The organism is Prevotella sp. Rep29 (assembly GCF_019551475.1).
In the GTDB taxonomy this organism is placed as follows: domain Bacteria; phylum Bacteroidota; class Bacteroidia; order Bacteroidales; family Bacteroidaceae; genus Prevotella.
On the sequence record NZ_CP047159.1, the window covers coordinates 1,496,055 to 1,511,545 of the forward strand.

General features: G+C 43.7%; 12 protein-coding genes. All 12 read right to left on the minus strand.

All coding sequences use genetic code 11. From position 1 onward, the window contains the following. Positions 1-58: 58 nt before the first annotated feature. The 12 genes from GRF55_RS06385 to ftsZ all read right to left on the minus strand — a co-directional run bounded on the left by GRF55_RS06385 (position 59) and on the right by ftsZ (position 15,326). A complete protein-coding gene (locus tag GRF55_RS06385; RefSeq protein WP_220367627.1) occupies positions 59-1,159 on the minus strand; it encodes a glycosyltransferase family 4 protein in 1,101 nt (366 codons plus the stop codon). 294 nt (positions 1,160-1,453) lie between these two features. Continuing rightward, positions 1,454-2,767 carry a hypothetical protein gene (locus GRF55_RS06390; RefSeq protein WP_220367628.1) on the minus strand — a complete coding sequence of 438 codons (1,314 nt, stop codon included), beginning with the start codon at positions 2,765-2,767 and terminating at the stop codon, positions 1,454-1,456. Beyond that, positions 2,764-4,293: an oligosaccharide flippase family protein gene (locus GRF55_RS06395; protein WP_220367629.1), complete on the minus strand. Its 1,530-nt coding sequence runs from the start codon at positions 4,291-4,293 to the stop codon at positions 2,764-2,766. Before GRF55_RS06395 ends, GRF55_RS06390 begins: the two co-directional genes overlap by 4 nt. 6 nt (positions 4,294-4,299) lie before the next feature. Next, positions 4,300-4,908, minus strand: coding sequence for an acyltransferase (locus GRF55_RS06400; RefSeq protein ID WP_220367630.1), 609 nt, complete (start codon positions 4,906-4,908; stop codon positions 4,300-4,302). 235 nt (positions 4,909-5,143) lie between these two features. Then, on the minus strand, positions 5,144-6,112 hold the full coding sequence (gene fmt / locus GRF55_RS06405; RefSeq protein ID WP_220367631.1) for a methionyl-tRNA formyltransferase: 969 nt from the start codon (positions 6,110-6,112) through the stop codon (positions 5,144-5,146). A 2-nt stretch (positions 6,113-6,114) separates the two neighbouring features. Further along, a complete protein-coding gene (locus GRF55_RS06410; RefSeq protein ID WP_220369644.1) occupies positions 6,115-7,890 on the minus strand; it encodes a chloride channel protein in 1,776 nt (591 codons plus the stop codon). Between the two features lie 14 nt (positions 7,891-7,904). Continuing rightward, positions 7,905-8,477, minus strand: coding sequence for an L-threonylcarbamoyladenylate synthase (locus GRF55_RS06415; RefSeq protein WP_220367632.1), 573 nt, complete (start codon positions 8,475-8,477; stop codon positions 7,905-7,907). A 70-nt stretch (positions 8,478-8,547) separates the two neighbouring features. After that, entirely contained in the window at positions 8,548-10,245 is a 1,698-nt protein-coding gene (ettA, locus tag GRF55_RS06420) for an energy-dependent translational throttle protein EttA (RefSeq protein ID WP_220367633.1), read from the minus strand. Positions 10,246-10,294: 49 nt separating this feature from the next. After that, positions 10,295-11,113 carry an aldo/keto reductase gene (locus GRF55_RS06425; RefSeq protein ID WP_220367634.1) on the minus strand — a complete coding sequence of 273 codons (819 nt, stop codon included), beginning with the start codon at positions 11,111-11,113 and terminating at the stop codon, positions 10,295-10,297. A 117-nt stretch (positions 11,114-11,230) separates the two neighbouring features. Further along, the gene (locus GRF55_RS06430) at positions 11,231-13,360 is read right to left on the minus strand and encodes a M3 family metallopeptidase (protein WP_220367635.1); all 2,130 of its coding nucleotides are present in this window, start codon (positions 13,358-13,360) and stop codon (positions 11,231-11,233) included. Between the two features lie 93 nt (positions 13,361-13,453). Further along, positions 13,454-14,035: a hypothetical protein gene (locus GRF55_RS06435; RefSeq protein WP_220367636.1), complete on the minus strand. Its 582-nt coding sequence runs from the start codon at positions 14,033-14,035 to the stop codon at positions 13,454-13,456. Next, a complete protein-coding gene (gene ftsZ / locus GRF55_RS06440; RefSeq protein WP_220367637.1) occupies positions 14,025-15,326 on the minus strand; it encodes a cell division protein FtsZ in 1,302 nt (433 codons plus the stop codon). The genes GRF55_RS06435 and ftsZ overlap by 11 nt, the downstream gene beginning before the upstream one ends. Positions 15,327-15,491: the final 165 nt, after the last annotated feature.

Below are 15,491 nucleotides of genomic sequence, written 5' to 3' on the forward strand. Positions count from 1 at the left end.
TTTTTATATGGGCAATATACTCGTCAAATATAATTTCAATATCTTATGCTATAGCTCTCTATAAAGTATTTTGTAAAAACAGATGATATCTCTCACCATATCCTTTCCACGACGCTTTCGCAAATTTGTCATTTAAATAAGAACGCTCTCCTATTTGAGTTGTAGATATATGTAAAGCGATATCAACATTTCGTATAAATTCAGATACAGAAAATTCCTTCATTTCAAAAATCCATTCCCCTTCTTTAATATATTTTTTTAGATCTCTCCCCCCACTATATGCTGAACAAACTATCGGCAATCCACATGCCATTGCTTGAAGTTGAACCAATGCAAGTCCCTCACACCTTGATGGCAATACAAACACCCTTGCTTTAGCATAGTATTTATACAACATCTGTTCGTCTATACTATCTAAATGTTGCATATTACTTAAAGTGGGAAATGGGTCAACTAATCCCCCAACATGTAAAAAGGAATATCCTTTATTTTTGCAAGCCTCCAGTATGATGTCAGCTCCTTTCATCTTTGACCACCTTCCTACCATTAATAAATCAAAATTATTTTTTTGAAGAACTGTTGGAGAGAAATACTGAGGATTAAATCCATAATTATTAACAAAGATTTTGGGGGATGGTATGCCATATTTTACAAGGCTATCTCTTACTTGAATAGAGCCAACAGATATATAGTCTGGATTATTATATCCTTTCAAGTCTCTTATTATGAGTTTACGATTTTGAGGTTTTAATCCTGCAGATTCTAGTCTTTTTTGATAATCTAACACATGAATTGTTCCTCTTTCTAAAATTGTTAAAGCGCCAAACTTCTTTTTTGCTCTTTTAATGCTGTAATAATGTAAAGGGCTTTGGCCAATAAAGACATCACATGGTTTCATGTAATAGGCTAGCAAGATATCGCAATACTTATTATATAGATATTCTCTCCATCCGCCAAATCCAAATAGTTTAAATAATACAAGGAATGGAAATACTAGATAAAATAATGTATATGAAGATTCTTTAGGAAGTCCATACTTCATTGCTCGCTTTGTTGGTACATATGAATAAAACCTCACGACATGCCCATATTTTGCCAATTCGCGAGCTGTATCTAGTAGATGCGTTCTACCGCCTAAAGATGCAATATTTATGATCATACAAATTATAATTATAATACAAATGATAAATAATACCTCCGAATAACGAAACTATAAGAATTGTCGTTGGTACACTTAAATTAGTCGAAAACAATAGATGTGCATATAGAACATAAATACTTAATATTTTAAACTTTTGATTTTTCAATATACCAATAAATAGACTTATTATCAAAAGTAACTTTAAAGAATGAATGAAAAAGCCTCCAACATATCAGATTTTTTCAAAGCTCTTAACAAGGCCCGTACATTCTCATTCCCTGTGGGATGATATACTAGAATTTTCATATAATATCAATTGTAATCTTTCTGTGATGCTAAAAAAAGTCCACCAATAACAAATGTCATATTTACAGAAAAGAGATTACCCCATGTTGTTGTTAAAAAGAACGACACAAAAAACGCAGGCAACAAACAATACGACATGAATTGTTTACGCTTTTTATAATGCAATGCTTTTAAAAAAAATCTAAGCACATAACCTAACCTCAGAATGACGATAAACCATCCTAATAACAATCCAGACTCACACATAATTCGCAGTCCATCAAACTCTGCCAATGAAAATCCAGAATTTTCTCCTCCGACATCCAATATCCGACCTCCAATTTGCGTACTCATACCCTGACCAAATCCCCAAAAAGGAGGAGTACTCCCATCAAATGTTTTTGGATTAATCATCGCATTAACATGATATTGGATTCCACGATACCAAATGTCATTAAGGGTACCCTGCAAAGTCGATTCATCAGCATATTGTGCCTCACTCGCATTTTCAAATCTGTTTTCCAGATTTTCAATCGCACCTGTAAAAAATGTTGTTTTTTGAACAAAGAAATAAAATATAGGTAGGAAAATAAAAATTGATAGCACAAAATTTCTCTTCGTTTTAAAATTGGAAATAACAAGAAAGAAAAAAGCAATAAGACCGATATGGAGAAAAATATTCGTTCGTGACACAGAACAAACACATGCCACTACATCTAAAACCAACACCACTATCAGAAACAACTTAGTGACAATCCCTTTACGGAAAAAATAAAAATAGAGCAAAAAAGACAATGCAACCAATGAAAACAAAGAATTATGAGTATTATGATAAAAAATACCCATGGGTCTGAAACCGCCAGCTAATTCAGATATCGCATAATCTTCAATTCGCTCAACATCTCCTGCAGTATAATTCAAGATGTGTGTTATTGGAAGATTATATTGGGCAATTATCAATATACTGTTTACAAACAAAACAAAAACAAAGACTTTTCCTATTCGTATGAGATCATCTTTGTAAAGAATCTTGCTAATAATCAGACAAAGAGGTATTCCGAAGAAAAAAGGTAAGCAACCATATAGCGCCACATAAATATTTCCATGACCAAAAGCCAACGTGGTCAAGAAAGTAATGAAACCAATGAGCAATGAACCAATCTCCCATTTGGTAAAATATTTCCAATACCTACATCCATATATAAATATTAGTACTGCCAACACTTGTTTTATTGCCATAATGGGAGTACTATATTGCGGGAGCAACCATTTTCTAAAAATACCATCGAAGACGATAGAATATATATATAAATATACCAATACTCTTAAACCACTTTTCATCTTCGGATATTATTTTTAATCTTCAGATACATATTATTAACAATAAGGCGCTCTGAATTTGACAACCCTAAAATGTATATTACAACCAGAAGTATCACTGTTGAACACATCAGCAATAAAAAGAACCCCCAGATATTATTCGGAATCATTTTATCTAATGCAAAAACAGCCATCCATGAAAGCAACCCAACAATCAAACAACGTGAAACAATAACTGCCATATAATCCTTCAACGAAAACTTTGATATTTGTGAAGCTATATAAAAGCGGTAAACGTAAACAAAAGAATCAATTACAGCTACTATTACCATCATGAGAACTGGAGACTGGAAATACAAATTGGCAACATAACAAATTGGCAACACCAACAGATGCAAGAGATTAGGATATAAAGCAAAAGCTCGCAAATTACCAGTTGCCATTACAGATGTTCGCATAACCTCAAAAGCAGAACAGATAATATTCATAAGAACGATCAACTTACAGAATATCACGAGATGTGGGGGGAGATTATTTCCAAGCCATAATTTGAGAACAAACTCCATTCTCACGAACAACGGAATGAGAATGAAATAAATCATAAATACTTCCAACTTACTTCCTGAAAAAATTAAAGTATGATGGCGCCCCAAATCACCTGCAGCGTAACTTTTGGTTATCTGGGGGTCCATTGCCCTTTGCACATTCTGAGCAAAAGAAAGAACTGCATTTTTCAATTGCAAAGCAATATTATATACCGCATTTATTGCCACCCCAAAAAAGATATTAAACAATATTGTAACTCCTTGCCATATAATTGTAGCCAAAGCGCCATCCACTGTTGCCCACCCTGTAAACTTTGCAATATCTTTGACCTGATTGCGATTCATGTAAAAGTGATATTTCGCTTCTTTAAAATGATGAGTACAATATAGTTGATAGATTACTCTTATTAATATCTGAACGAGCATTACCACTAAACCATAATAAACTAATCTATCCATTGACACATACCGCAGACACCATGCAGCAATAAAATTCAATACAACCTGAAATACGGATATATAAGCAAATGCGCCTATTCTTTCATGGGCAAGAATCAGTGCATTATAGGGATTGCTTACAAGCGTTACCACCATTGTAATTATAGAAAACTGGAATATCCAAAAGGCAGCGTTCATTCTTCCTTCTGGAATGTTCATCTTATGGTAAAGAAACCACAACCCGATTATTTCTATTAATAATACAGTGAAAAGTGCGATAATCAAAGTAAGATTGACAATTGTATTAAATGTTCTGCTTGGTTGCCCCGCTTGACTTCCCAACTCATAAGTAATAAAACGCTGATTGGCTTTGCTAATCCCACCATTAAGCACAGTGAACAAAGTGACTACACCTCCAACTGCACTATATGTACCATAATCATCTGCTCCAAGATAACGCAAAACATATCGGGTTATAAGTAGATTCAATCCCATTGTAAACAACATGCGCACATAAAGAGCCATGCTGTTTTTTATAATCCGATTGTTTTCTGCTACATGCATCTGTTCCTAATTCTTACTCTTTCGTGTTTCCTTATATATTTTATAATCACCACCAAGCAAAGATTCAATCACCAAATTAGAATGAACACACCTTCTCTTTCTAAAAAATTCGGCAGGATTACCTCCAACAACATCCATTTCCTCTGTATTTTTCACTAACACACTTCCTCCACCAACAACTGTTCCATATCCGATTTTCCTACAAGAAGGAAGTATTAAAGCATCTGTTGCAATCCAAACATAATCGTCTATCTCTATGCCATACGCTTTGTGCTCCCATTCCGGTGAGTCGATATTATGTGACAAAGTTATAATTTTCACACCGGCACCAATTATCACATGATTACCAATACTGATAGGACAACGCATATCTATTTGATCTGTTTGTATAGACACATGATTTCCTATCACCAAATTCTTATTCGCTTTTTTCGCTAAAGACAAAGGCATAATCACCCCTTCGCCTATTGTCGCACCTCTTTTGCGTGCAATACGAACCGCACGGGCATATTTAAAATGTTGCTTCCATCGAGCTACTAAGCCTTTATAATAATGCCAAGTAGAACGACTTTTAACATTTTTCTCATATAAAGTCTGACTGCTTTTCTCTTCCATTTCTTTTAATTCGCTTCCAAGAAACGTCAACACACGACAAAACCTTCCCTAAACATGGAGTGTTTGGGGAATGGTGCATCCTTTGCCGTGTAATGACTATTTCTCAAAAACCGCTTTGGAGTCTCCACATGACGGGAAACTCGCAGAATCATGATTATAATCTATTTAACACTGCAAAGATAAAGAAAAATATTGAAGGGAAAGCCACAAAATGTAAAAATGTTTGTGCGAAGGCTTATTCTTCAAAAACATGAGCATATCCGTGGAAACCGTTTAGGAAATCTTTCACGGCTAAACGCTTCTTGCCTGACAACTGCAGTTCAAGGAGTTCGAGCTGGGTATCTTGAGTTGACACGTAAAGATGATTGCTTTCTATGTGTATCTCGCCAGGTGTTCCTGATGACGGGCGGTTGGTCTTTGTTGCCTTATAGATTTTCAAGACGGTTTTCTTTTCACTTTCCTGCTCGCGCAATTCTGTCCACACACCCGGATATGGTGAGAGTCCGCGAATGAAATCATACACTCTTTTTGCTGATTGGTTCCAGTTGATGCGGCAGGTTTCCTTGAATATCTTTGGGGCGTCATGCAGGTGGGCATTTTCTGTCTGAGGAATGGTTGCGAGCTCGCCGTCGTTTTCGAGTATCCGGTCAACTGTTTCTACGGCAAGTCGTGCGCCAAGCCTCATTAAGCCATCATACACGTATTCCACATCTGCATCATCGGGAATAGGGAAAGGTTTTTGCATGATGATACGACCAGTATCTATCTGATGGTCAAGGAAGAAGGTGGTTACGCCCGTTTCCGTCTCTCCATTGATGATTGCCCAGTTGATGGGCGCAGCACCACGATATTGGGGTAATAACGACGCATGGACATTGAAGGTGCCGAACCGAGGCATACCCCATACCACTTCGGGCAACATGCGGAATGCCACGACAACTTGCAAATCAGCACGGTAGGAGCGCAGTTGCTCCAAAAACACCGGGTCTTTCATTTTCTCGGGTTGAAGAACGGGAATCTGGTGCTCTAAAGCATATTGCTTGACTGCTGATGGCTGCAAGACGCTTCCATGTCTTCCGACAGGTTTGTCGGGTTGGGTTACTGCTGCCACGACATGATAGCTACCATCAACCAGTGCCTTAAAGGTACCTACCGCAAACTCGGGCGTGCCCATAAAGACGATTCGCAATTCTTCTTTCTTCATATTTATTCGGTTGAGAATTCTGATACTAATTTCCGATACATGGCATACATCCGTGTACGATTGATATATCCTATTAAATGTCCATCGGATGCCACAACAGGAAGGTTCAATGCATCTGCCGATTCAAATGTCTCCATCACATCTTCCATCGGGTCGTTCACTCCCAATATGGCTTTGGGTGGAACCATCAACTGACGGACCTTAAAGTGGTGATAAAGCTCGGTCCTGAAAAGCACGTGACGGCTCCGGGTAATGTCTATCTCTCCTAAAAGATTACCTGCATCGTCGAGCACGGGTATGAAACTGTTCCGGCTGCGACTGATGGCATTGACCAACATACCTAAATCCATATCGGGAGAGACTGAGACGTTTTCTTTATTGATGACACTATCCAGGCTCATCAGTGTCAGGACGGATTTGTCGGTGTGGTGGGTTATCAACTTTCCTTCGCGTGCCAACCGCATACCGTAAATGCTATGGGGCTCGAAAATGATTATCGTCAGATATGAACTGATGCTGACAATCATCAAGGGGATGAACAAACCGTAGCCTCCAGTTATTTCGGCGATGAGGAAAATACCGGTCAAAGGAGCATGCATTACGCCTGCCATGACTCCTGCCATGCCCAGCAGGGCGAAATTTCTTTCGGGAACGTATGCTCCAATCTCATTGATATTCCATAGCCGTGCGAAAAGGAATCCGCTGAAGGCTCCCACGAAGAGCGAGGGAGCAAAGGTACCACCAACTCCTCCACCGCCATTGGTCGCCGATGTGGCAAAGACTTTTGTTGCGATGACCAGAGCCAAATACACGAGAAGCAAATTGCCTTGCCCATAGAAGAAAGAATTGTTCAAGATTTTACTCCATTCGTTTTCCGTGTCGCCATTCAGCAGGATGTTGATGCTGCTATAGCCTTCTCCATAAAGTGATGGGAAAAGAAATATGAGTCCGCTCAGCACCAATCCTCCCAAAAGCAACTTAGCGTATGGACGACTTTTCAGTTTGCCGAAAATATTCTCACAGAAGGTCATCGTACGGATGAAATAGAGACTGACCAATCCGCAGGCTACTCCCAAAAGAATGCTTGCCGGTATCCGCTCTACTGCCCAATCGCCTTCTAACTGAAAACTGAACAACGATTCACTGCCTGCAAATATGTAGGTGAAGCAGGTCGCCGTGACACTCGCTATCAGAATAGGCAGCAAGGACGCCATCGTCAAATCAATCATCAACACCTCCAAGGTGAAGACGAGACCGGCTATCGGTGCCTTGAAGATTCCAGCTATTGCTGCAGATGCTCCGCATCCTACGAGAAGCATCAATGTGCGTTTATCAAGATTGAACAGTTGTCCCAAGTTACTACCGATGGCGGAGCCTGTCAAGACGATAGGTGCCTCTGCTCCCACCGAGCCTCCGAAACCGATAGTCAGAGCGGAGGAAAAGAGCGAACTCCAGCAATTATGCTTTTTCAGACGACTTTGTTTCGAACTGATGGCATAGAGTATGCGCGTTATGCCGTGGCTGATGTTGTCTCTCACCACATAGCGCACAAACAATGACGTAAGGAAGATTCCGATAACGGGAAAAACCAAATAGAGCCAGTTGAAAGACGAAGCAGTAAAACCATCGGTCAGCAGGTCTTCAATCAAGTTGATCATCTTGTGAAGTACGAATGCTGCCACAGCTGCAAAGAAGCCGACCAGAAAACTTAAGACCAGGGTAAACTGCCGGTCTGAGACATGACGTTTTCGCCAGTCAATCAATTTCTGTATGGTCATTTGTCGCTTGCCTGTCATGGTCTGATAATTTTCACGGTGCCGTCAGCAGACAGTTTGATGATGCTCGATGGCGCATGTGGTTTCTTTTCCTGTCGGCGTGACGTACATACATAATCCACGCTGTCGAGTAATGACGGGTCAATGTCACCATAATTCTGTGCCGGGGGCTCGCCACTGATATTCGCACTGGTCGAAACGATGGGTTTCTGGAAACGATAACAGAGTTCACGGGAAAATTCCTCCCTCGTGATTCGCAAGGCAATGGAGCCGTCTTCTGCCATCAGATTCGGTGCCAGATTCATCGCTCCGTCAAGAATAATGGTCGTGGGACGCACTGCAAGATCCATGATGTCCCATGCTACATCAGGGACATTACGCACATATCGCTGCAAGCGGGCATCAGAATCGACCAGGCATATCATCGCCTTCGCATCGGCACGCTGCTTGATTTGATAAATTTTTGCCACGGCTTCAGCATTGGTCGCATCACACCCTATTCCCCATATCGTATCTGTGGGATAGAGAATGACGCCTCCCGAGCGCATCACTTCCACTGCTTTTCTGATATCCTGTTCAAAGTTTGCCATCGCCTGTTTATTGTTTAATTGCGCAAAAGTAAGAAAAAATATCGGATTGCAAATATTTATTCCGCGTTTTTTACTCTTCCATCAATTTGCGATAGCGGGCACGTTTCGGTTCTTCAATGCCGAGACGCATTGCCTTATTGGCTTCATACTCACTATAGTTGCCTTCAAAATAGAACACGCTACCCTCTCCCTCGAATGCAAGGATATGCGTGCAGATGCGGTCGAGGAACCACCGGTCGTGGCTGATGATGACGGCACAGCCGGCGAACGCCTCAAGTCCTTCTTCGAGTGCCCGCAGTGTGTTTACGTCAATATCGTTGGTAGGCTCGTCGAGCAACAGCACGTTGCCCTCCTGTTTGAGCGCCATAGCAAGATGCAGGCGGTTACGTTCTCCGCCCGACAGCACTCCGCACTTCTTTTCCTGGTCGGCACCACTGAAATTGAAGCGTGAAAGATAGGCACGCACATTGATGTCTCTGCCACCCATGCGGATGGTTTCATTGCCACCGCTGACCACTTCATACACACTCTTTTCCGGATTGATGTCACGATGTTGTTGATCCACATAACTCAAGCTGACCGTTTCTCCTACGTTAAACGTACCGCTATCGGGTGTATCGAGCCCCATGATGAGGCGGAAAAGCGTGGTCTTGCCAGCACCATTCGGACCTATTACGCCCACAATACCATTGGGCGGAAGGTTGAAATTAAGGTCGCTAAACAGTGTCTTCTCACCGAAGGACTTTGCCACATGCTCGGCTTCGATGACTTTGTTGCCCAGTCGCGGACCGTTCGGAATGAATATCTCAAGCCGTTCTTCTTTCTGTTTCTGCTCCTCGTTGAGCATGCGGTCGTAGGAATTCAGACGGGCTTTTCCCTTTGCATGGCGGGCTTTCGGTGCCATACGCACCCACTCGAGCTCCCGCTCCAGTGTCTTTCGGCGCTTTGAGGCGGTCTTCTCTTCCAATGCCAAGCGCTGACTTTTCTGCTCCAACCAACTGGAATAGTTCCCTTTCCAAGGAATGCCTTCTCCCCTGTCGAGTTCCAGAATCCACTCTGCCACGTCGTCAAGGAAATAGCGGTCGTGCGTGACAGCAATGACCGTGCCCTCATATTGTTGCAAATGTTGTTCAAGCCAATCGATAGATTCTGCGTCAAGATGGTTGGTCGGCTCATCCAGCAGCAACACATCCGGCTTTTGGAGGAGAAGGCGACACAATGCCACCCGACGGCGTTCTCCACCAGAGAGGTTTTTCACACTCCAGTCACCGGGCGGACAACGCAAAGCATCCATCGCCCGTTCGAGCTTCGAGTCGATATTCCATGCGTCGGTCGCGTCAATCACGTCCTGCAGTTCTGCCTGACGCGCCATGAGTTTCTCCATCTTTTCTGCATCTTCGTAATACTCCGGCAGTCCGAACTTCACGTTAATGTCATCATATTCCTTCAGTGTTTCATAGATGTGTTGCACACCTTCCATCACATTTTCCTTGACAGTTTTCGTCTCGTCCAACGGCGGTTCCTGAGGCAGATAGCCCACAGAATAGCCGGGACTCCAAACGACATTGCCCTGATACTGCTGATCAAGTCCGGCGATAATCTTCATGAGGGTTGATTTTCCCGCACCGTTCAGACCGATAATACCAATTTTTGCTCCGTAGAAAAAGCTGAGGTAGATGTTCTTGAGCACTTGCTTCTGATTTTGCTGAATGGTCTTGCTCACTCCGACCATCGAGAATATCACTTTCTTGTCATCAACTGTTGCCATTGTCTATATACCTTTATAATTATATGATTCGTTTTTATCTGTTCATCGTTTAATAAGTCAAAGCATCGGAAGGCCACCCCGTGACATTGTGTCCGGTGTCAAGCCGGCGAATATCGTCGAGGTCGTCTTCGGATAAAGTAAAATCAAACAGGTTGATATTTTCCTCCATGCGACTCCTATGTATGGTTTTGGGAATGACGATGATGCCGTTCTGAACAAGAAACTTCAGCGCCACCTGTGCTGCTGTTTTTCCATATTTCAAACCGATTTCCATCAAGACATGATTACTGAAGATACCGTGTTTCCCTTCTGCCAAAGGGCTCCATGCCTCTAACATCACGTTGTAAGGACGCAAATAGTCTATCATCTTTCGTTGCTGGTAAAGCACATGTGCCTCGCATTGATTGACAACGGGCATCACTTGTGCGCCCTCGACGATTTCCGGGAATGTGTTCGGATAGAAATTAGACACTCCGATGGCACGGAAAACTCTTTTCTGATAGAGTTTTTCCAATGTTTTCCACATCACGGCGGGATTGCCCACGGGCCAGTGGAGCAACATCAGGTCAACATAATCAAGCTTCAGGCGGTTCATGGAGTCTTCCACCGTGCGCATCGTCTCGTCACAGGTATAACAGGGTTCACAGATTTTTGTAGTCACAAACAGTTCTTCCCGAGCCACGCCACATGCTCGCACAGCATCGCCGACACCTCGTTCGTTATGATACATGGCTGCCGTGTCTATACTGCGGTAACCAACTGATATCGCTTCTTCGACCACTCGTTGCGTTTCTTTGTCCGGGATATCGTACACGCCGAGTCCTACTATCGGCATCTGCACGCCATTATTCAGTGTGATGTATTCCATAGCTTCTACGTGGTGGTTTTCTTGTTTTTGGCACAAAGATAGCAAAAAAAACAAAAAAAACGATGCACCTCCGATGATTTAGAAGGTGCATCGCTAAAAAAATATCTGTCACGGAGCTTAAAGACCTCTTGCTTTGAGCAGTCCTGACGGGTCTGGTGCGTTCATTCCTGTGAAGTCGATGAACAATTGGAGTTGTTCTTTTGTATTACCCCGACTGAGCACTTTGTTGCGGAAGTCCTGTCCGACTTCCGGATTGAGTGCGCCACGCTTCTCGAAGCAATCGGCTACGTTTACTGCCAACACTTCCGTCCACAGGTAGCTGTAATATCCTGCTGCGTATCCGCCTCCCCAAACGTGGTTGAAGTATGAAGTGGAATAGCGTGGAGGTATCTGCTCATTATACAAACCTATTTCTCTGAGAACCTTCGTTTCAAATTCTGCCGCTTCATCTGCGGAAGGAATCTCGTTCACGCCGAGCATGTGCCATGCGAGGTCGAGACATGTTGCTGCCAAGTTTTCGCCTAAGGCATAGGCAGCATGATAGTTGATGGAAGTGAGCATCTTCTCCTTCAGTTCTGTGGGCATAGGCTGTCCTGTCTCGGTATGCTTTGCATAGTTGTCAAATATCTCAGGAATGGAAGCAAAGGTCTCATTGAACTGCGACGGCATCTCAACGAAGTCGCGTGCCGTGGCTGTGCCGCTGAGCGTATTATATTTGCAATTTGAAAGTATTCCATGCAGTGCGTGTCCAAACTCGTGGAAGAGTGTGCACACCTCGTCCCATGTGATGAGTGTTGGCTGTCCTTCCGGAGCCTTCGCATAGTTACAGCAGTTGTAGATTACCGGCTGCTGCTCGCGCAGACCGCTCTGTTTTGCAAAAGAGCTCATCCACGCTCCACCGCGCTTGGTTGCACGACGATAATAGTCGCTATAGAAAAGTGCCAAAGGCTTACCGTCTTTATCGATGACTTCAAACACTTTCATGTCGGGATGATACGTCGGGATGTCTTTCCGCTCTTTGAATGTCAGTCCGTATGCCCGATTAGCCGCATAGAAGACACCGTTTTTCTGTACGCTGTCAATATTGAAATAGGGTTTGATTTGGTCTTCAGAGAGATTGTATGCCTCCTGCTTCATCTTCGCTGAATAATAGAAACGGTCGTATGGTTGCAGTTTGAAGTTGGCTCCCATCGTCTTCTGGGCGTATGCTTCAATGGCTTTTGTTTCGGCTTCAGCCTTCGGAGTATAGTCTTTGATGAGTTGCTTGAGGAAGGAATACACGTTGTCTGGCGTTTTCGCCATGGTCTTTTCGAGCGAATAAGACGCATAGTTCTTGTAGCCCATCAAGGCGGCAGCCTCTGCACGGAGCTTGGCTATTTCCACTACATAGGGGAAGGTATTGAACTGACGGGTTCCGTCGGCGCGGTGGCGTGATGCTTCAAACACACGCTTGCGCAGGTTACGGTTGTCGAGCGTGGTGAGGATTGCCTGTTGCGTGGTATTGGTAATCACGATGCAATAGGGTGCTTTCCCGCCACGGCTTTCAGCATCTTTCTTGCACTGAGCAATGTCTGCCTCACTGAGCCCCGACAGTTCCTGCTTGCTGGTCACCCACACAATTGCCGTATTAGTTGCCTCGGGCAGCATGTCGCCCCACTGCTGTTGCAACTCAGCAATACGGATATTGATTTGCTTCATGCGCTCCATCTTGTCTGCCGGCAGCAAAGCTCCTGAACGTACGAAGTTTTTATAGACCACTTCCGTGAGTCGCTTGTCTTCGCCTTTCAGCTTCTTGAATTCCTTGTCATACACATATTTAATGCGCTCGAAGAGTTTTTTGTTGAACTTTATCTCGTTCTCCAATTCCGTGAGCATCGGTGTCACCTTCTTCTCCGTCTCGGCAATGACCGGTGTCTTGTGTGCACTGGTCAACCCGTAAAATACGCTGGTGACTTTGTCGAGCTGCACGCCGCTCTTCTCGAGTGCCAAGATGGTGTTCTCGAAAGTCGGTTTCTTCTTGTTGTTTACGATTTCATTGATTTCCTCGCGGTTCTGCTTGATAGCAAGCTCTATGGCAGGCAGGTAATCAGTGTCCTTGATTTTGCTAAAATCAGGAGCATTAAACAGAATTCCGCTTTTCTGCAACAGCGGATTGTCGTTCGCACCCATACCATCGGTAGGTATGGCAACCGACTGCATCACAAACGATGCTAAGCCGATGGTCAGTAATGTTCTTGTTCGTTTCATATTATAAAAAGGTTTGAGAAATTTGCAACATTCATGTCTCGAGACTATCGAGACACTATTTGTTCGGTGCAAAGATACAAAAAATACATTACACTACCAAATAATCAGTTCGCGGGGTAATGTAATGACTTTTAGCCTTTTGTACCAGACGTGTGAAGTTCCTGCTGCATGGCGCTGGGCATGACTGCCGATGATATAGTAATTGGCTGTATATTCATCCATGATTTCGAGGAATGCTCTTTTGATGCGCGAACATTTTTCGTTGATGGCATTGTCCAACGGATTGATCAGATGTTCCACCCCCTCCTCTATTTTCTGTTTATCCAGACTTTTTGCCGTCGCCATATAATACTTCAGCAACTCGCCCTTATATTCTGAAAGTCGCTTGAACTCGATTCCTTCGGGATGAGCCAGGAAAAGGAGATAGACAGCCTTGTGGATGGGTTGAAGCTCTATTTCCCGATTGCCATAGTCCACCAGTATGAAACGATAGTCGCTGTCAATCTGCAACCGACTCAATCGCGCACGGGCAGCTTCAATGCGAAGTTCTTCCAGCACCGACACTCCGACAGCACGCAAGAGAAGGTCCATACGCCCTTTTTCTCTCAACGTCTGCACCAATTCTGCCAGTTGCTGAGCCTGTTCTTCCGGTGTATGGGATGATTCAATCTTCATTGTCTGTATCCTGAATAAAACCGTTGAGCCACTTTTTCCATTTATCAATCATGGGAACGTTCCCGCCAGGCTTATCACCTGCCTGTTCTTCCTCCTTGTCCATCGGCTCTTCCTCATGCTCCGGTTCTTCAGCCGCTACGGGCTCTTCCTTTGCCGGTTCCGGTTCCACGATTGGTTCGATGACAAAGACCGGCTCTTCCTTCGGATTGCTTACTTGTTTGACAATCGGCTTATACAACTTGGGAATCAGTTCCTCGTAATAACGGTCATCGTGCGGCAATTTCTCCGATTCGTCTTTCTCATCCTCCATCCCTGTAGCGAGAATCGTCACCTTCGCATCTCCTCCCAACGAGGCGTCGGTGGAAATACCCCAGATGACCTCAATATTCGGATCGAGTTGGTCGAAGAAGTCATCTATCTCCTGCATCTCGGGTACCATGATTGGCGCTTCATCACTTGAATAGATATTGAATAGGATGCGTTTTGCCTTTCCGATATCGTTGCCATAGAGCAACGGAGAGTCGATGGCATTCAGTATGGCGCGCTCCACGCGTTTCTCTCCACTCGCTTTCCCTGTCGCCATGATTGCTCCTCCCCCATTCCGCATGGTCGTTTCCACATCGCGGAAGTCGAGATCGATACCACCTTCACTGTTGACAGTAATCAATTCGGCAATCCCTTTGACGGCATCTTTCAGTATATTATCTGCCCGCGCGAACGACTCTTTCACCGCTATCGGTGTGTCGCCATAAACGTCGCACAGGCGCTCGTTGTTGATAATCAGCAGGGCATCCACATTTTTTTTGAGTTCATCGACTCCTTTTAATGCCTTGATAATCTTCTGTTTCTTCTCAAAATAGAACGGTATGGTCACTACGCCTATCGTCAGCAAACCCATTTTCTTTGCCACGCTGGCAACGACCGGCGCTGAGCCCGTGCCTGTTCCGCCGCCCATGCTTGCCGTGATGAACACCATGCGCGTGCCGTCGTTCAGCAGTTTTTCGATATCGCTCACATTCTTTTCTGCTTCCGAACGCCCAATTTCCGGTACGCCGCCGGCTCCCAAACCTTCACCCAACATGATTTTCACAGGCACCGGCGATGGTGCCAGCGACTTGCTATCGGTGTTGCATACCGCCAGCGTGACGCCTTCAATGCCTTCATTATACATATTTCTGACAGCATTGCAACCGCCGCCGCCTACTCCAATCACCTTGATGATGCCTTTCGACTTGTCTTCTACGGGACCGAAATCCACTAAGGGTTGAGATGTTGTATTGTCTTTCATCATTTGCTCTTTATTGCTTGTTTCTCCAAAAGGATGTTCATTTCTTCAGTTGGTGCATTTTCCCTATGCGGGCAGGATTTAATTTTTCCTTTGCAAAATTACGAAAGAATTTTCAGAAATAAAAATCTTCACAAGGCTTGCGACGAAGTTTTTTCCACAAAAAGACTG